This window comes from Desertihabitans aurantiacus (assembly GCF_003344635.1).
Taxonomy (GTDB): domain Bacteria; phylum Actinomycetota; class Actinomycetes; order Propionibacteriales; family Propionibacteriaceae; genus Desertihabitans; species Desertihabitans aurantiacus.
This window is the reverse complement of sequence record NZ_QPKK01000049.1, coordinates 1-16,712: the sequence shown is the minus strand read 5'-3', so window position 1 is coordinate 16,712 and position 16,712 is coordinate 1. Positions and strand designations below refer to the sequence as shown.

The following is a 16,712-nucleotide window of genomic DNA, read 5'->3' as shown; positions in this document are numbered from 1 at the left end:
CGCGGCCGCCAACGCCGCCCGGGTGGCCGAGATCGAGGCGGGCGAGGACGCCGGCGCGGCCGACCGTGCGGTCGAGCGGTGGCGCGAGCGGGCCCCGGCCGTCCTCGTGGACGTCCTGCGCCGCTACCCGCCGGCACCGGCCGGCCGCAGCCGGGCCGCCCGGTTGATGAGCGCCCTCGACAGCCTGCTCCGGGAGGCTCCCGGCGGCTGACAGCCGTCCTGCCGGGCACGACGATGGGGTGGTGCGGATCAGCGCGACACCTCCCGGCCGGGGTCCGGCCCAGCAGATCGTCCGTGCGGTGCTGCAGCGGTGGGACCCGATCGGGTCGATCCGTGCGGGCGGGCCGGCCGACGAGTACGACGACCTGGTCGAGCCGGTGCTCGCGGCGGCGTCCTCCGGTGCGACGGCGGCGTCGCTCGGCAGCGAGCTGCGGCAGGTGCTGCAGGACGACTACGGCCTGTCGCGGCCGGAGGAGGAGTGCGTGGCCGTCGCCCGCGACGTCCTCGACGGCCTGCGGGCCGGGAACGACCTGCCGCCTCGGTGAACGACGGAGCCCGCCCCGGAGGACTCCGGGACGGGCTTCGTCAGGGGCTGAGGAGGCTCAGCGCCGTTGGCGGTGGCGGCGGGATTTGAACCCGCGGTGGTTTTACCCACACGCGCTTTCGAGGCGCGCTCTTTAGGCCGCTCAGACACGCCACCGCCGAAGAGGGTACCGCCCGGTGACACCCGGGGGCCAATCCGTCGACTCAGCGGTGACCGGCGAAGAACTCCTGCAGCACCGCACCGCACTCTCCGGCCATGAACCCAGCCACCACCTCGGGCCGGTGGTTGAGCCGGGGGTCGCGGACCACGTCGAACAGCGAGGCCACCGCGCCGGCCTTGGGGTCGAAGGCGCCGAAGACGAGCCGGTCGACCCGGGCGTTGACGACGGCGCCCGCGCACATCGCACACGGCTCGAGGGTGACCACCAGGGTGTGCCCGGACAACCGCCACTCCCCCGCCGCGGCCGCCGCCCGCCGCAGCGCGAGCACCTCGGCGTGCGCGGTCGGGTCGCCGGTCAGCTCGCGCTCGTTGCCGCCGGTGGCGACCACGTCGCCGGACGGCCCGAGCACCACCGCGCCGATCGGGACGTCCCCGTGCCGGCCGACCCGGCGTGCCTCGGCCAGGGCGAGCAGCATCGGCTCCCGCCACCCGAGGGGCGCCCGGTCCGGCTCCGCCCCGGCCATCAGCTGAAGCTGGCCTCGACCACCTTGCGCACCTGCGGCCCGAAGCGGATCTGGTCGGCCAGCTGCAGCAGCAGCTGGTCGCTGGACTCCTCGACGTCCTCGCAGATGCGGGTCATCTCGAAGCTGGTGATGCCCTGGTCGGCGAGCAGGTCGAGGTCGCCCAGCGGCACCGTCTCGTCCTCGTCGTCGGGGTCGGGCAGGTCCTCCTCGCCGAGGAAGTCCGCGATGTCGCGCGCGATCGGCCAGTCGTAGGCCGCGGTGGCGTCGGACAGCAGCACCTGCACCGCCGCCCCGCGCACCCGCACGATGACGAAGATCTCCTCCACCAGCGAGACCAGCCCGATCGCGCCGTTGTCGCCGGGCATCCGGCGCAGCTGGGCGATCAGCTCGTCGAGGTCGTTGGCGACCTCGAAGGTCAGCGCCTGCGCGACCGGGGCGCCGTCCTCGCGGTAGATCGCGACGGCGAGGTCGACGTCGTCCTCCGAGGCGTCCTCGAGGTCGTCGTCCTCGTCGTCGTAGTCGTCGTCGTCGTCCTCGTCGAGGTCGTCGCCCTCGGGCTCGTCCTCGTCGTCACCGAAGTCGATGTCGTCGGCGACCAGCCCGCGGGCCTCGCCGGAGGCACGGAACCGCTCGGACAGGTCGAGGCTGTCGATGTCGTCAGCCTGGTCGCTCACCTGAGCCTCCTCCGGACGTGTGCACGGTGCGGACGTCTGCGGCCCATGGTGTCAGATCCTGCCCTCCCCGACCCAGCCCGATCCGGCCGCGGTCTCGCCGCCGCGGATCGCGGCTCAGGCGGCCGACCGACGCGCGGCGGGCACGCTGACGTCGGCGTCGGACGGCAGCAACCAGACCGGGTTGCCCATGGCGACCAACGACCCGGAGGCGTCCCGGGCCTCGACCCGCAGGTAGCTGCCCACGCCCCGCTCCAGCTGGAACCGGGTGGGCCGCCCGCGCTCGGCCGGCACAGGCACCGTGCGCCGCTCCACCGCCGGTGCCGCCGCGCCCGACCGGTCGCACGAGCCGACCACCAGGTCCAGGGTGCAGCCCACCGGGAGCCCCTCGGCCACCACCTCCACGGGCAGCCTCGCCGCCCGGGTGAGCAGGACCTTGCCCATTACCGACCGGCCGCGCGCCACCAGGTCCATCCGGGCTCCCGGGGCGCGACTGAGGTGGTGCGACCACAGCCGTCCGGCAGCCATCGCCTCGAGCAGGTCGGGGATCTCGGTCGACGGCGCCCAGGCCGAGGTGATGAAGCCGTGCCGCAGCCCGGCCCAGCTCCGCCCCGCGTGGTCGTCGAGCTGGCTCGTGGCGGTGAGGAAGACGGCGTTCCGGGCGGCGGCGTCGAAGAGGGCGAGCCGGTCCGCGACCACCTCGTCGTCCTCGCCCGCGATCTCCACCAGGTCCGCTCCCAGCGCACGGGTGGCCACGAACTCCTCGGCGGTCGTCTCGGGGTGGTTGTACTGCACCAGCGCACCGCGCTCGTGGTACCAGCCGATGACGCGCTCGGCGGCCGCGAGGGACCCGTCCAGGCTCGGCGCCTTGTCGGTCGGCGGGTAGGGGTACAGCTCGAAGTCGGTCATGAAGACGTTCAGGTGCCGGACCATCGACACCTCCGACCCCAGCGCCTGGGTGACGCCGGGGTAGCGCTCGGCCAGCTCGGCCATCAGCTCGCGCTGGGTCTGGACCGGGGTGCGCACGATGGCCTCGCCGCGGTCGAACCGGAGCCGGTCGACGACCACCCGGCCGGTGGCGCCGTTGCGGACCCGCACCCCGAACCGGATCCTCGCCAGACCCGTGTCACCGGCCACCAGGTCGGGCCAGAAGCGGCGGACGTCCTCCACCGGCCGCATGGTCAGCGTCTGCCACCGCCCGGTGGCCTCGGTGGTGACCACCCCGGTCAGCGGCGTGGGCAGCGACTCGCCGGCCGTCACACCGACGCGGTACTCCAGCCGGTAGAGGCCGGCCGGACGTCCGGCCGTGGCGGGCCGGTTCGACGTCTCCAGCTGCACCACGAGCTCGGCGTCGGGGCCCAGCTGCTCGGCCAGGACGTCCACGCTCAACGTGGTGTCGGAGAGGTTCGTGGAGTAGAAGCTGTTGCCCGCCTTCGCCCACAGGTAGCAGGTGCCCCACTCCGTCTCCGGGCCGGTGGCCTCGACCCGGAGCGCCCGCCCGGGCTCCTGCGGGCTGTGGGGTTCGGTGACGAACGAGTGCCGGGTGGCGGTGACCGGTCCCTCCTCCTGCTTGGTCCAGCTGAGGTTGCCGCCCTCGGGCGTCCCCTCGAAGGCGATCTCCTGGTAGTAGCCGTAGGCCTGCATCCGCCAGTCGTGGTCGGTCCACCACACCACGTCCACGTCGTTGCGGGCCGCCTGGTCGAGCTGGGCCATCATGCTCGCCCCACCTCCGCCGGCGGCCCAGCTGCCACCCTCGCTGAAGCTGGAATGGACGTGCATCGCCATGCTGACCGCACGTCGGGTGGGGCCGCCACCGGGCTCGGCCACTGCGGCGGACGGCACCACGACCGAACCCACGGCTGCCGCCCCCAGCCCGGCACCGAAGCCCATCAGACCTCGTCGGGTCACCTTCGCCACTGGCCTCGCGCTCATCCCGGTCGCCTCTCCCGCTGTCCGTCCTGCGGCAGCACCGCGCCGCCGCCGGCACCCTAGGAAGGCGTCACGACACCGAGGTGAACGCGGCGTGTCCACCACCCGCACGGCTCGACGGGGTTCGCGGCAGGGGCCTGCCGCCGGCCGTGTGGGAGGCTGACGCCCGTGGAACTCTGCGTCGTCGACCACCCGCTGGTGGCCCACAAGCTGACCATGCTCCGCGACCGGGAGACCAGCTCACCGACCTTCCGCCGCCTCACCGAGGAGCTGGTGACGCTGCTGGCCTACGAGGCGACCCGCAGCGTCCGGGTGCAGGAGCACCGGGTCGAGACGCCGGTGGCCCCGACCGTCGGCACCGCGCTCACCGACCCGCGGCCGCTGGTGGTGCCGATCCTGCGGGCCGGGCTCGGCATGCTCGAGGGGATGACCCGGCTGATGCCGACCGCGGAGGTCGGCTTCGTCGGGATGGCGCGCAACGAGGAGACCCTGCAGCCGGTCACCTACGCCGAGCGGCTGCCCGAGGACCTGTCGGGCCGGCAGTGCTACGTCCTCGACCCGATGCTCGCCACCGGTGGCTCGCTGGCCGGCACGATCCAGTTCCTGGTCCGCCGGGGTGCCGACCACATCACCGCCATCTGCCTGCTCGCCGCCCCCGAGGGCATCGAGCACCTGCGCGAGGTGCTCGCCGACCTCGGCGTCCCCTGCGAGCTGGTGGTCGCCGCGGTGGACGAGCGGCTCAACGAGGTGGGCTACATCGTCCCCGGGCTCGGCGACGCCGGCGACCGGCTCTACGGCCTGGCCCACTGATCCCCGCGCCCCACCTCACCGTGCAGCACGGGCACTCACTGAACCCGCGTGAGCCATCGCGGAGGGGTCAGTAGTAGTAGGGGAAGGCGGACCAGTCGGGAGCGCGCTTCTGCAGGAAGGCGTCGCGGCCCTCGACGGCCTCGTCGGTCATGTAGGCCAGCCGGGTGGCCTCGCCGGCGAAGACCTGCTGGCCGACCATGCCGTCGTCGACGGCGTTGAAGGCGTACTTGAGCATCCGCTGCGCGGTGGGGCTCTTGGCGCAGATCCGGCGGGCCCAGTCCAGGCCGACGGCCTCCAGCTCCTCGTGCGGGACGACCTCGTTGACCATGCCCATCCGGTGCGCGTCCTCGGCGTCGTGGACGTCGCCGAGGAAGAAGATCTGGCGGGCGAACTTCTGCCCCACCTGGCGGGCCAGGTAGGCCGAGCCGTAGCCGCCGTCGAAGGAGCCGACGTCGGCGTCGGTCTGCTTGAAGCGGGCGTGCTCGCGGCTGGCCAGGGTGAGGTCGCAGATCACGTGCAGGCTGTGCCCACCACCGGCGGCCCAGCCGTTGACCAGGGCGATCACCACCTTGGGCATCATCCGGATCAGCCGCTGCACCTCCAGGATGTGCAGCCGTCCCATCGCCGCCGGGTCGGCCGGCTCGTCGCCCTCGGCGTAGGTGTAGCCCGAGCGGCCGCGGATCCGCTGGTCGCCGCCGCTGCAGAAGGCCCAGCCGCCGTCCTTGGGCGAGGGCCCGTTCCCGGTGAGCAGGACGCAGCCGACGTCGGAGCTGGTGCGGGCGTGCTCGAGCACCCGGTACAGCTCGTCGACGGTGTGCGGGCGGAAGGCGTTGCGCACCTCGGGCCGGTCGAAGGCCACCCGCACCGCCGGCACGGAGGCCGAGCGGTGGTAGGTGATGTCGGTGAGCTCGAACCCCTCGACGGGTTCCCAGTCGGGGGTGGGCAGTGGCTCGCTGCGCTCGGTCACCCCGGCAGGCTACCGACCGGGCGGACGCCCCCGCGCCGCGAGATCAGGCGGCCGGACGCGTGCGGCGCCGCACCAGCAGCAGCGCCAGGGCGACCGCGAGCACCACCAGGACGCCCACCGCCAGCACCGGCGAGCGCCGCCACAGCTCGACGAAGGCGGCGAACCCCGCGAAGCCGACGCCGGCGTACAGCAGCCCCCACAGCACCGCCCCCACGACCAGCCCCGGCAGGTAGCGCCACCAGCTCATCCGGGTGACGCCGGAGGCGAGGTTGACCAGCGTCTGCAGGCCGACGGTGAGGAAGCTCAGCGCGACCGCCGGCGCGCCCCAGCGGTCGACCAGCTGCTCGGCCCGCTGGTAGCCGGGACGCTCGAGCAGGCGGGCCAGCCGGCTGTGCTCGGCACCGCGACGCAGCGCCCGGCCGAGCACGTGGGTGGCTCCGGCCCGGAGGAGAGCGACGAGGAACAGGGCCGCCGCCGTCGCGGGGAACGGCCAGCCCCACGAGGTCGGATCCAGGCTCATCGCCGGCCAGCGTACTGACCGCTACCCTCCCCTGGGTGGACTACCAGCTCAGAGCACTGAACGCGGCCGAGGTCCTCGGCCCCGACCCCGACCCCGAGCACCTCGACCCCCGGGTCGAGCAGTGGATGCAGGCCGTGGCCATGGGATTCCTCGACGCTCGGATCCGCGGCGCCGGACGGCGGGTGTGGACCGAGGGCCTGGTCCGCGACCAGATGGTGCTGCGCGGGGTCTACCTCGACGACGTGCCCACCGGGGCACTCGGCCCCGACATGCCGGTCGCCACCTTCACCAGCTTCGACAAGACCCTCAACACCGGCGCCGAGCAGCTGCTCGACCTGCACATGATCACCGACGTCACCGTGCGCCCCAGCCACCGCCGGCGCGGGCTGCTGCGCCAGATGATGACCACCGACCTGCGCGAGGCCAAGGAGCGCGGTCTGTCGATGGCCGCCCTGACGGTCAGCGAGGGCTCGATCTACGGCCGGTTCGGCTTCGGCGCGGCCACCTGGTGCCGCCACATCGCCCTCGACACCTCCCGCCGCTTCGCCCTGCGCGACGAGGCGTCCGGCCGGGTCGAGATGGTCGACCCGCACGTGCACGCCGACCTGTTCAGCGACGTGTTCCGGCGCTTCCACGCCACCACGCGGGGTTCGGTCGACCGGCCGAACCACTACCGCGACCTGTCCTCCGGCACCTTCGACGACGACATGCTCGACGTCGACCACGCCCGCCGCGGTGCGGTGCACCACGACCCGTCCGGCGCGGTGGACGGCTACGTCAGCTACCGGGTCGAGCGCACCGACCGCAGCCGCGAGCTCAAGGTGCACGACCTGGTCGCCACCAGCACCGACGCCTACCTCGGGCTGTGGCAGTTCCTCGCCTCGGTCGACCTGGTGGAGCGGGTGAGCTTCCGCCGCGCCCCGATGGAGGACCCGCTGGAGTTCGCCCTGGCCGACCCGCGGCTGTACTCGGTGACCCGGCTGGAGGACCTCATCTGGCTGCGCGTCCTCGACCCGGTGCGCGCGCTGGAGGCGCGGGAGTGGGCTGGCGCGGGATCCTGCGTGCTCGAGGTGCGCGACCCGCTCGACCTGGCTGCCGGACGCTGGGCGCTGGAGGTCGCCGACGGTCGCGCCTCGGTGCAGGCGACCACGGCACCGGCCGACGTCACCCTCGACGTCGACACGCTGGCCTCGCTCTACCTCGGTGGCGTGACCGCGCCCACGCTGGCCCGGGCCGGACGTCTGGAGGGCAGCCCCGACGCGCTGCGGGCCTTCGCCGAGCTGGTGCACCTGCCGTCGCGGCCGTACAGCATCACCGGCTTCTGACCCCTGCTCGCCCCTTCCCCGGCGGCCCAGGAGCCCGGCCGGGGAGGGGGCGCCGCATTCGTTACCTAGTCGTCACCCGCACGTCTTGACCGGTAACCACTGAAAAGAATAGTTTCCGATCGATCAACGTCTGGCAAAAAGGATTTTCATGGTGACGCAGGGGGCGGCGACGGCGGGCGACAGCTCGCCCAGCGTGATGAGCCGCATCCACCGTGCCCTGCCGGAGATGTCGGCAGCCATGGTCAAGATCGCGAACTTCCTGCTCGAGCACCCCCGCACCCCGCTGGAGTACTCGATCGTCGAGCTCGCCGAGGAGACCCAGACGTCGGCGGCCACCGTCACCCGCTTCTGCCGGTTGCTCGGCTTCGGCGGCTACGTGCCGTTCCGGGTCGCGGTCGCCTCCGACATCGGACGTGACAGCGCCTCGTCCTGGCAGACCGACATCGGCCAGGAGTTCCACCCCGACGACGAGCCGCGGGTGGTGCTGGACACGCTGATCGGCACCCACACCCGCTCGTTGCAGCAGACCGCCGACCAGCTCGACCTCGGGCTGATGGCCGAGGCGGCCCGGCGGATCGCCTCCTGCCGGCACTTCGACATCTACGGCATCGGTGGCAGCGCGGTGATGGCTGCTGAGCTGCAGGGCCGGCTCTACCGGATCGGGATCAGCTGCCACCACTGGTCGGAGCTGCACAACGGGCTGACCAGCGCCGCGCTCCAGGACGCCAACTGCGTCGCGCTGGCGATCTCCAACACCGGACGCACCGAGGCCACCATCCAGATGCTGGAGCAGGCCGGCCGCAGCGGCGCGTTCACCGTGGCGATCACCAACAACCCGAGCTCGCCGGCGGCGGCCGGGGCCGACCTGTCGATCACCACCTCGGCCTTCGGACGGTTCCTGCAGCCCGACGACCTGGCCGCCAAGCACGTCCAGCTGCTGGTGCTCGACCTGCTCTACCTCCTGGTGGCCCAGGAGAACTACACCCGGGCCACCAGCTCCCTGGCCGCGACGGCGGTGGCGGTGGCCCCCCACCGCCGCGCCCCGCGGTCCACCCTGAACCACCCCAGTCCTCCTGCATCTGCCCGCTCCACGGCATGGACGCCACGCGGGACCCGGCAGCACGAGGTCAGCACAACCACCACACCACGGAAGGCATGAACATGAGCAACCCGAACTTCCGCCGCCGGGACTTCCTGCGCGGCTCGCTGGTCGCCGCGGCGATGGTGCCGTTCGGCGGCGCCCTCGCCTCGTGCGCCAGCGGAGGCGGCGGCGACGAGGCCGCTCCGGAGACCGGCGGTGGCGAGGTCACCGAGAACAACCCCTTCGGCGTGGCCGAGGGCAGCACAGTCGACGCCGTCATCTTCAAGGGTGGCTACGGCGTGGACTACGTCGAGTTCGCGGCCGGGGTGATGGGCGGCGTCGTCGGGGTCACCCCGAAGATCTCCGCTTCGACCGCAATCGCGACCGAGCTGCAGCCGCGCTTCGCCGGCGGCACGCCGCCGGACCTGATCGACAACTCCGGCGCCCAGGCGATCGGGTTCAACACCATCCTCGACCAGCTCGAGGACCTGACCGACGTCATCGACGCGCCGAACTACGAGGGCACCACGATCCGGGACACCCTCTACGAGGGCGTGCTGGCGCCGGGCACCTTCGGCGACAAGCTGGCCGCGATCAACTACGTGCTGACCGTCTACGGCGTCTGGTACTCCTCCTCGCTGTTCGAGGAGAACGGCTGGAGCGTCCCCACCACCTGGGACGAGGCGCTGGAGCTCGGTGCGCAGGCCAAGGAGCAGGGCAAGTACCTGTTCTGCTGGGGCAAGCAGGCGGCCACCTACTACCAGACGCTGGCGATCGAGTCCGCCATCATGCAGGGCGGCGACGAGGTGCGGCTGGCGCTGGAGAACCTGGAGCCCGAGTGCTGGTCCAAGCCGGCGATCCAGGACGTCTTCGCCAAGCTGGAGCAGGCCGTGAGCGCGGGCTACTTCGCCCCTGGCGGCGCTGGTACCGACTTCACCGTGGCCCAGGCCCAGTGGAGCAACGAGCAGCTGGCGATCCTCTACCCGTCGGGGTCGTGGATCGAGAACGAGATGAAGTCCCAGACCAAGGACGGCTTCGCGATGTCCGGCTTCCCCGGCCTGGTCGTCGATCCGGCGACCGCCCAGATGGGCGACTGGTTGCACAGCCCGGCCGGCGAACCCTTCATCGTCCCCAGCCAGTCGGCCAACCCGGCCGGCGGCAAGGAGCTGCTGCGGGCCATGCTCAGCAAGGAGGCAGCCACCAAGTTCGCCGAGGAGAAGCTGGCGCCGACCGTGGTGCGGGACACCGTGCCGGCCGACGGCTTCGGCTCGACCGCGCTGCAGTGGCAGATCGAGGCTGTTGAGGCTGCTGCCGGCAAGGTCTTCACCTACAACTTCACCACGACCTACGGCATGAACCAGGACCAGCTGGTGGTGTGGAACAGCTTCCTGGACGGGTCCATCGACGCAGCACAGCTCACCTCCGACCTGCAGGGCATCACTGACGCGGTTCGTGAGGACGACTCGATCGAGAAGATCGAGGTCTCGTGACTCTCGTTCAGACCGAGGCCGGCCCCGGGGGCGCACCTGCCCCCGGCGGCCGGCCGCGTGAGTCCTTCAGTGCATGGTTCCAGCGCAACCGCCGGCGCAACCTGACCTTCGGGCGGATCAGCTTCTTCCTGGTCTTCCTCGGGCTGCCGCTGGCGATCTACGTGCTGCTGGTGCTCAACCCATTCGTGCAGGCGGTGCAGATCTCGCTCACCGATTGGGGCGGGTTCGACAACGAGTTCAACTACGTCGGGTTCGCCAACTACGCCCAGATCTTCAGCAACGAGGCCTTCCTCACAGCACTGCGCAACAACATCCTCTTGGTGGTCGTGCTGCCGATCGTCACGCTGGTGCTCAGCCTGGCGCTGGCCAGCATCGTCACCGTCGGCGGCGCCAGCCACGGCGAGGTGAAGGGGCTCCGTGGCTCGAGCTTCTACCGGGTCATCTCCTTCTTCCCCTACGTGGTGCCGGCGATCGTCATCGGCCTGATCTGGGGCATGGTCTACAACCCCCGGGGCGGGCTGGTGAACGGCTTCCTCACCGCCATCGGCCTCGACGCGTTCGGCTCCTTCCCCTGGCTCGGCCACCCCCGGACGGCCATGGGCGCGACCATCTTCGTCATCGTCTGGAGCATGGTCGGCTTCTACATGGTGCTGTTCATCGCGGCCATCCGCGGCGTCGACCCCTCGATCTTCGAGGCGGCCCGGCTGGATGGCGCGGGACGCTTCCGTACCGCTGTCACCATCACCATCCCGCTGATCCGCGACAACGTGCAGACGGCCTGGATATACCTCGGCATCCTCGCCCTGGACGCGTTCGTCTACATGCGGGCCCTCAACCCGCAGGGCGGTCCGGACCGGGCCACCTGGGTGATGTCGCAGGAGCTCTTCGACACCGCGTTCGTCGCCAACAAGTGGGGCCTGGCCTCCGCGATGGGCGTGGTGCTGGCGCTGGTCACCCTGGCCTTCGCCGCGCTCGTGTTCCTCATCAACCGGCTCACCGGCGCCGAGAAGGAAGGGGGCTACCAGTGAGCACCGTGCAGGCCGCCCGCGCCTCGACCGACCCGTCCACCGACCCGGCCCCGGCCGCCACCCGCACCGGCTCCCGGCTCACCGGCAGCGACCGGGTGATCGCCGTCGTCTCGCACGCCGTTCTCATCATCTGGGCGGTCATCATCGTGGTGCCGCTGCTGTGGTCACTGCTGTCGTCGTTCAAGACGTCGACCGAGATCATCAGCGGCTCGCCCTTCGCGCTGCCGGAGAGCTGGCAGTTCGAGAACTACGTCCGGGCTTGGAACGAGGCCGGCATCGGCCGCTACTTCCTCAACTCGGTGATCGTCGTCGGAGCCTCGCTGTTCCTGGTGATGCTGCTCGGAGCGATGTGCTCCTACGTGTTGGCCCGCTACCAGTTCCCCGGCCGGCGGATCATCTACTACCTGATGCTCGCCGGCCTGACCTTCCCGGTCTTCCTGGCGATCGTGCCGCTGTTCAAGATCCTCCAGAGCATGGACCTGCTGGGCACCCTGCCGGGGTTGATCCTCACCTACGTGGCCTTCGCGCTACCGTTCACCGTCTTTTTCCTCTACGCGTTCTTCCGGACGCTGCCGCAGGAGATCGCCGAGGCCGCGGCGATCGACGGGTGCGGGGACTGGCGGACCTTCTTCAGCGTGATGCTGCCGATGGCCCGGCCGGGGCTCGCCTCGGTGGCGATCTTCAACTTCCTCGGGCTGTGGAACCAGTTCCTCATCCCGGTGGCGATCAACACCAACCAGGAGAACTGGGTGCTCACGCAGGGCATGGCCTCCTACGCCGGGCAGATCGGGTACGCCATCGACTTCGGTGGGCTGTTCGCAGCCGTCATCATCACCATCGCTCCGGTGCTGGTCGTCTACATCATCTTCCAGCGCCAGCTGCAGGGTTCGGTCACCAGCGGCGCCCTGAAGTAGGAAGTGCTACCCGGATCTCCTCGAAGCAGACCTGTCTGGACCCTCCTCGTTCGTCACGGGCTGGCCAGCGACGGCCCGCCGACGACCCCTTGTCGTCACGTAAGTTGACAGATAGGGTCAGATTCATGACAGCAAAGTTGACACGGAAGATGGCTTCGCTCGGGGCGACTTGCGCTCTTGCCACCGTCGGGCTGATGGGAACTACGGTGCTGGCTGAGGCCGCGACCAACAGTGACCGCTACGGCCCCTTCTTCAGTGCCGCAGACTGCGAGAGCGGCCGAGATGCGGTGGCGGAGGAATCCGACACGAGCTACTCGCGGATCGGCGGCTGCTACCAGATGGGCCCCGGTGCCGCTGGCTGGTACTTCGAAGCCTACCCCTGATAGAGACGACGGATGCGGACACGGTCCGCGCTGAGCCACCAGGTGGCCCGGCGACGAGATCAACTCTGACCACGCCGTTCGATCGCGTGGTCTAGCCTGCCCTTCAATCCGCTTGCGCGTGCCGCCGACAGAACTTCTCAGAAGTGGGCGTCGGCGGCACGTGCTGCTGATTGGGGACAGAACTAGCAACATCTGTTGGATGCCTACCGTCCGGCCACTGCAGTTACCGAACCTGCCGAAGCGTTGGTCGGCCGGCTGCATCGGGGCGTCATCGCTCGCGAGCGCGCCCCACTCAGGCCCGGTCGGGCAGCTTGTGACGGTAGGTCCACGACGTCAGCGCGGTGCCGACCATCGCGGTGAGGACGCCGACGAAGATGTGCAGCGAGATCAGCTCGGCCTGGGCCAAACCCACCTGCACCAGCGGCAGGACGGCCGTTCCCACGGCCAGCGAGACCAGCACCGGCCCGGCGCTGCGCCGCAGCACGACGTAGACCGCCGCGCTGAGCAGGCAGATCGCCACCACCGCCCAGGCGAACCAGCCGTGCACGCCGAGGTAGGACCGGTCGTCACCGAGCCCGGCGGCGGCCCAGCCGACCTGGGCGATCAGCACGGAGAGCACCAGCGTGGCCGTGGACCGCAGGACCAGCAGGTGCGGGTGAGGCAGCCTCATGCGCCCACTCTGCCAACCGCGTCCGACGGGCTCGTCGCCGACCCTCCGGGAGAAGGCGCGCCACGACCTGCCGCCGCACCGTCACCCGCGCGACACGTGGACGACCTAGCGTTCGGCCCGTGAGCGACACCCAGCTGATCGTCCTCTTCGGCGCCACCGGTGACCTGGCCCGCCGCAAGCTCCTGCCCGGGCTGCTGCACCTGGTGAGCTCCGGCCTGGTGCCCGACCTGCGCATCATCGGCGCCTCCCTCGACGAGCTCGACGACGAGCGCTTCCGCGAGCTCGCGGTGGCGGCCGTCGGCGACTTCGGCCGTCGGCATGCCGACGACGTGGTGGCCGACTTCGCCCGCCGGCTGCGCTACGTCAGCACCGCGCACGGCCCCGACGAGCTGGCCCGGGTGGTCGGGGAGGTCCGCGAGGAGATCGGGCCGTGCGGGATGCTGCACTACCTCAGCGTGCCGCCCAAGGCCGCCGTCGACGTCGTCGCCACCCTGCGCGACGCGGGTCTGGTCGAGAGCTCGCGGATCATCATGGAGAAGCCGTTCGGGGTGGACGCCGCCTCCAGCCGGGCCCTCAACGCCCAGCTGCACGCGGTCTTCGACGAGCAGCAGATCTTCCGGATCGACCACTTCCTCGGCAAGGAGGCCGCGCTCAACATCCTGGCCTTCCGCTTCGCCAACGGCCTGTTCGAGCCGATCTGGAACCGCACCTTCATCGACCACGTGCAGATCGACGTCCCCGAGGAGCTGTCGCTGCAGGGCCGCTCAGGCTTCTACGAGGGCACCGGCGCGTTCCGCGACATGGTCGTCACCCACCTGTTCCAGGTGCTGGCGTTCATGGCGATGGAGCCGCCGACCGCGCTGGAGGCGGCGGCGATCAGCATCGAGAAGAACAAGGTCTTCCGCTCGATGCTGCCGATCAACCCCGCCGACGTCGTCCGCGGGCAGTACACCGGCTACACCGACGAGCCCGGCGTCTCGGCGGACTCCCAGACCGAGACCTTCGTGGCGCTCAAGGTGCTCATCGACAACTGGCGCTGGGCCGGGGTGCCGTTCTACCTGCGCACCGGCAAGCGGATGGCCGAGGGCGCGCGGATCATCTCGATCGCCTTCCGCGAACCACCGAAGTCGATGTTCCCGACCGACTCCGGGGTGAGCCGGCACGGCCCGGACCACCTCACCTTCGACCTGGCCGACTCCGCGCGGATGTCGCTGTCGTTCTACGGCAAGCGTCCCGGGCCGGGGCTGAAGCTGGACAAGCTGTCGATGCAGTTCGCGATGCACGAGGTGTCGGGCTCGCGGCACGTCCTCGAGGCCTACGAGCGGCTGATCTACGACGCCATGCGTGGCGACCACACCCTGTTCACCACCGCCGAGGGGATCGAGCGGTTGTGGGACCTCTCCCAGCCGCTGCTGGACGACCTGCCGCCGGTGCGGCCCTACGCGCCGGGCACCTGGGGCCCGAACGCGATCCACCAGCTGATCGCCCCGCACGGGTGGCGGCTGCCCTTCGAGCGGGCCTGGCGGGCCCCCAACACCCACGGCCAGTGAGCCCGACCACCCGGCGCACGTTTGCGCGGGGAGGCGCGGACGCCGCTAGAGTGCTTCTCGACAAGTTGTAGAGAAGTGGGGGCGACGGGTGGTCGAGGACGTGGGCCTGCGGGTCGTGCTCTCCGTCCTCTTCGGCGTCACGGCCGTCTGGTTCGTCCTGCACGGGGTACGAGGTGGCAGCTGGGCCGACCGGGTCTGCGACGGCTGCCACGCCGCGATGAGCCTGGCGATGGTGGGGATGGCGTGGCCGGCCGGGACAGGACGGTTCGTGGTGCCCCAGGTGCTCGTCTTCGCGGCCGCCTCGCTCTGGTTCCTGCTGATGGCGGTGCTGCCGTCCGGACGCCCGACCCGGCACCGCGAGCACGCCGACGGCGGCCCGTGGCTGCACTGGCTGCACGTGGCGATGATGCTGGCGATGGTGTGGATGCTGCTGGCCATGCCGCACCTGCACGGTGGGGGGTCCGCCCCGGCCTCCTGGGTGCTGACGGGCACGGTGCTGCTGGCCCTGCTGCTGGCCGGCACGGCGCTCTCGGTGCGCGCCACCGTCCCCCTGCTCCGACGCACGCCGGGGCGGCGTGCGCCCGCCTGGCACCTCGCCCACGTCGTGATGGGGGCCGGGATGGCCGCCATGGTGGCCCCGGTGCTCCTCATCTGACCGCCCCGCCGTCCAGCCGATCCGAGAGGTCTCCATGCCGAACCGCCGCCGCGCCACCCTGCCCGTCCTCGCCCTCCTCGCCGGGACGGGCCTGTGGGCGGGCGTCGCCGGCACCGCCTCGGCCCACGTGACGGTCTCGGGCAGCAGCGCGACGGCCGGCGGGTACTCCACGCTGACCTTCGCCTTCTCCCACGGCTGCGGCGACTCCCCCACCACCGGGCTCACCGTGCAGGTGCCCGAGGGCATCGACGCCGCCGCGCCGCAGCTCAAGCCCGGCTGGGACGTGGAGAAGGTGATGGTCGAGCTCGACCCGCCGGTCACCGACAGCCACGGCAACCAGCTGACCGAGCGGGTCGGCGAGCTGCGCTTCACCCCCGACGAGCCCGTGCCCAACGGCTACCTCGAGACCTTCCAGGTGTCGCTGCAGCTGCCCGCCGACGCCGCCGGCACCACACTGGCCTTCCCGACGGTGCAGACCTGCGAGCAGGGTGAGAACGCCTGGGTGCAGGTGGCCGCCGACGGGCAGGATCCCGACGCCCTCGACTCCCCGGCCCCGACGCTCGAGATCACCGGGGGCGCCGCCGACGCCCCGGACGGCTCCGGTGGGAACGGCGCGGACGCGGAGGCAGGCGACACCACCGACCCGGCGGCGACCGCCGCCACCTCCGACGGCTCCGGGTTGGGCGTCGGGCTCGGCACGGCCGGTCTGGTCGCGGGTCTGGCCGGTCTGGCGACCGGCCTGACCGCTCTCATCCTGGCGGCCAAGAAGAGAGCATGACGGCAGCCACCGGCACCGTTGCCGGCCGGACGCCTCCACGCCGGCGAGGGCGGTCGGCACGGTCACGGCAGGTTGGTCGGCGGTACGCCCGCGGGCTGGCGACGGTGCTGCTGGTGCTGGTCGGGTTGCTCGGCGCCCCGGCACCGCCGGCGTCCGCGCACGCCAGCCTGCTGTCCAGCGACCCGGTTCCTGGTGCCGTCCTGGCCACCGCGCCGACCGACGTGCGGCTGGTCTTCGACGAGCCGGTGACCCCGGCCGTGGAGGGGGTGCGGCTGGTGGGCGTCGACGGGTCGACGGTGGTGCTCGACGCCCGCGCCGTCGACGACACGGTGCTCGTCACCCTGCCGACCGGGCTCGCCCGGGGCAGCTGGCTGCTGTCGTGGCGGGTGGTCTCGGCCGACGCCCACCCCATCAGCGGGGTGCTCGGGTTCGCCGTGGGGGCGCCCAGCGCCGAGGCGCCGCCCGCTCCGGCCGCGGTGGAGTCCCCGCTCGCGGAGCTGCTCCTCACCGGCGCCCGTGCCCTCACCTACGGCGGGGTGCTGGCCCTGGTCGGGCTCGTGCTGGTGCGGACGCTGGTGCTCCGGCAGAGCCGGCCGGGCCGCGCGGCGCCCGTCGCAGCCCTGGTGGCCGGCACCGGTGCCGTGCTCGCCGTCCCGCTGGAGTGGCTGGCCGTGCAGGCGGCCGACCCCGCGGCCCTGCTCGACGGTGGGCTGG

The 16,712-nt window shown here is 71.7% G+C and carries 18 protein-coding genes, 1 tRNA gene and 1 pseudogene; 13 read left to right on the top strand and 7 right to left on the bottom strand.

From position 1 onward, the window contains the following. Both DVA66_RS06300 and DVA66_RS06295 read left to right on the top strand, forming a co-directional pair. Positions 1–211, top strand: a pseudogene (locus DVA66_RS06300) (putative immunity protein); the annotation flags it as partial. Between the two features lie 31 nt (positions 212–242). Then, a complete protein-coding gene (locus tag DVA66_RS06295) occupies positions 243–545 on the top strand; it encodes a hypothetical protein (protein ID WP_157973866.1) in 303 nt (100 codons plus the stop codon). Between the two features lie 67 nt (positions 546–612). Here the strand turns inward: DVA66_RS06295 and DVA66_RS06290 are convergent. The 4 genes from DVA66_RS06290 to DVA66_RS06275 all read right to left on the bottom strand — a co-directional run bounded on the left by DVA66_RS06290 (position 613) and on the right by DVA66_RS06275 (position 3,830). Beyond that, a tRNA-Ser gene (locus DVA66_RS06290) sits at positions 613–700 on the bottom strand. Positions 701–747: 47 nt separating this feature from the next. Beyond that, positions 748–1,179: a nucleoside deaminase gene (locus tag DVA66_RS06285; protein ID WP_198671535.1), complete on the bottom strand. Its 432-nt coding sequence runs from the start codon at positions 1,177–1,179 to the stop codon at positions 748–750. Positions 1,180–1,226: 47 nt separating this feature from the next. Beyond that, positions 1,227–1,901, bottom strand: coding sequence for a tRNA adenosine deaminase-associated protein (locus DVA66_RS06280; protein ID WP_114559296.1), 675 nt, complete (start codon positions 1,899–1,901; stop codon positions 1,227–1,229). 114 nt (positions 1,902–2,015) lie between these two features. Continuing rightward, the gene (locus tag DVA66_RS06275) at positions 2,016–3,830 is read right to left on the bottom strand and encodes a CehA/McbA family metallohydrolase domain-containing protein (protein WP_157973865.1); all 1,815 of its coding nucleotides are present in this window, start codon (positions 3,828–3,830) and stop codon (positions 2,016–2,018) included. 165 nt (positions 3,831–3,995) lie between these two features. Between DVA66_RS06275 and upp the strand changes: the two genes are divergently transcribed. Then, a complete protein-coding gene (upp, locus tag DVA66_RS06270) occupies positions 3,996–4,637 on the top strand; it encodes a uracil phosphoribosyltransferase (protein WP_114559294.1) in 642 nt (213 codons plus the stop codon). A gap of 67 nt (positions 4,638–4,704) precedes the next feature. On the opposite strand, the gene DVA66_RS06265 is transcribed toward upp, so the two are convergent. Beyond that, positions 4,705–5,604, bottom strand: coding sequence for a 1,4-dihydroxy-2-naphthoyl-CoA synthase (locus tag DVA66_RS06265; RefSeq protein ID WP_198671533.1), 900 nt, complete (start codon positions 5,602–5,604; stop codon positions 4,705–4,707). A gap of 43 nt (positions 5,605–5,647) precedes the next feature. Continuing rightward, positions 5,648–6,124: a DedA family protein gene (locus DVA66_RS06260; RefSeq protein ID WP_114559293.1), complete on the bottom strand. Its 477-nt coding sequence runs from the start codon at positions 6,122–6,124 to the stop codon at positions 5,648–5,650. Positions 6,125–6,159: 35 nt separating this feature from the next. Here DVA66_RS06260 and DVA66_RS06255 point away from each other — a divergent pair, with 35 nt between their 5' ends. The 6 genes from DVA66_RS06255 (at position 6,160) to DVA66_RS06230 (ending at position 12,345) form a co-directional block, all read left to right on the top strand. After that, the gene (locus DVA66_RS06255) at positions 6,160–7,449 is read left to right on the top strand and encodes a GNAT family N-acetyltransferase (RefSeq protein WP_114559292.1); all 1,290 of its coding nucleotides are present in this window, start codon (positions 6,160–6,162) and stop codon (positions 7,447–7,449) included. A gap of 148 nt (positions 7,450–7,597) precedes the next feature. Further along, complete coding sequence (locus DVA66_RS06250) at positions 7,598–8,608, top strand: MurR/RpiR family transcriptional regulator (RefSeq protein ID WP_114559291.1); 1,011 nt, start codon at positions 7,598–7,600, stop codon at positions 8,606–8,608. Continuing rightward, on the top strand, positions 8,605–10,020 hold the full coding sequence (gene ngcE / locus DVA66_RS06245) for an N-acetylglucosamine/diacetylchitobiose ABC transporter substrate-binding protein (RefSeq protein WP_114559290.1): 1,416 nt from the start codon (positions 8,605–8,607) through the stop codon (positions 10,018–10,020). The genes DVA66_RS06250 and ngcE overlap by 4 nt, the downstream gene beginning before the upstream one ends. Beyond that, the gene (locus DVA66_RS06240; protein ID WP_114559289.1) at positions 10,017–11,048 is read left to right on the top strand and encodes a carbohydrate ABC transporter permease; all 1,032 of its coding nucleotides are present in this window, start codon (positions 10,017–10,019) and stop codon (positions 11,046–11,048) included. Before ngcE ends, DVA66_RS06240 begins: the two co-directional genes overlap by 4 nt. Continuing rightward, on the top strand, positions 11,045–11,962 hold the full coding sequence (locus tag DVA66_RS06235; RefSeq protein WP_232821805.1) for a carbohydrate ABC transporter permease: 918 nt from the start codon (positions 11,045–11,047) through the stop codon (positions 11,960–11,962). The genes DVA66_RS06240 and DVA66_RS06235 overlap by 4 nt, the downstream gene beginning before the upstream one ends. 194 nt (positions 11,963–12,156) lie before the next feature. Continuing rightward, positions 12,157–12,345, top strand: coding sequence for a hypothetical protein (locus tag DVA66_RS06230; RefSeq protein WP_157973864.1), 189 nt, complete (start codon positions 12,157–12,159; stop codon positions 12,343–12,345). 292 nt (positions 12,346–12,637) lie between these two features. Here DVA66_RS06230 and DVA66_RS06225 read toward each other — a convergent pair whose 3' ends face one another. Further along, a complete protein-coding gene (locus DVA66_RS06225; protein WP_114559287.1) occupies positions 12,638–13,015 on the bottom strand; it encodes a hypothetical protein in 378 nt (125 codons plus the stop codon). A 119-nt stretch (positions 13,016–13,134) separates the two neighbouring features. Here DVA66_RS06225 and zwf point away from each other — a divergent pair, with 119 nt between their 5' ends. The 4 genes from zwf to DVA66_RS06205 all read left to right on the top strand — a co-directional run. Beyond that, the gene (gene zwf / locus DVA66_RS06220) at positions 13,135–14,565 is read left to right on the top strand and encodes a glucose-6-phosphate dehydrogenase (protein WP_114559286.1); all 1,431 of its coding nucleotides are present in this window, start codon (positions 13,135–13,137) and stop codon (positions 14,563–14,565) included. 88 nt (positions 14,566–14,653) lie between these two features. Next, a complete protein-coding gene (locus DVA66_RS06215) occupies positions 14,654–15,220 on the top strand; it encodes a DUF5134 domain-containing protein (RefSeq protein WP_114559285.1) in 567 nt (188 codons plus the stop codon). Between the two features lie 34 nt (positions 15,221–15,254). Beyond that, on the top strand, positions 15,255–15,998 hold the full coding sequence (locus DVA66_RS06210; protein ID WP_114559284.1) for a YcnI family copper-binding membrane protein: 744 nt from the start codon (positions 15,255–15,257) through the stop codon (positions 15,996–15,998). 104 nt (positions 15,999–16,102) lie between these two features. Next, on the top strand, positions 16,103–16,712 hold a 610-nt coding region (locus DVA66_RS06205; RefSeq protein ID WP_198671532.1), incomplete at its 3' end, for a copper resistance CopC family protein.

Bases quoted from the DNA above. Each gene is read 5' to 3' on its own strand.
- DVA66_RS06285 (WP_198671535.1), bottom strand. From the start codon at position 1,179: ATGCTGCTCGCCCTGGCCGAGGCACGCCGGGTCGGCCGGCACGGGGAC.
- DVA66_RS06275 (WP_157973865.1), bottom strand. From the start codon at position 3,830: ATGAGCGCGAGGCCAGTGGCGAAGGTGACCCGACGAGGTCTGATGGGC.
- DVA66_RS06260 (WP_114559293.1), bottom strand. From the start codon at position 6,124: ATGAGCCTGGATCCGACCTCGTGGGGCTGGCCGTTCCCCGCGACGGCG.
- DVA66_RS06250 (WP_114559291.1), top strand. From the start codon at position 7,598: ATGGTGACGCAGGGGGCGGCGACGGCGGGCGACAGCTCGCCCAGCGTG.
- ngcE (WP_114559290.1), top strand. From the start codon at position 8,605: ATGAACATGAGCAACCCGAACTTCCGCCGCCGGGACTTCCTGCGCGGC.
- DVA66_RS06230 (WP_157973864.1), top strand. From the start codon at position 12,157: ATGGGAACTACGGTGCTGGCTGAGGCCGCGACCAACAGTGACCGCTAC.
- DVA66_RS06225 (WP_114559287.1), bottom strand. From the start codon at position 13,015: ATGAGGCTGCCTCACCCGCACCTGCTGGTCCTGCGGTCCACGGCCACG.
- DVA66_RS06210 (WP_114559284.1), top strand. From the start codon at position 15,255: ATGCCGAACCGCCGCCGCGCCACCCTGCCCGTCCTCGCCCTCCTCGCC.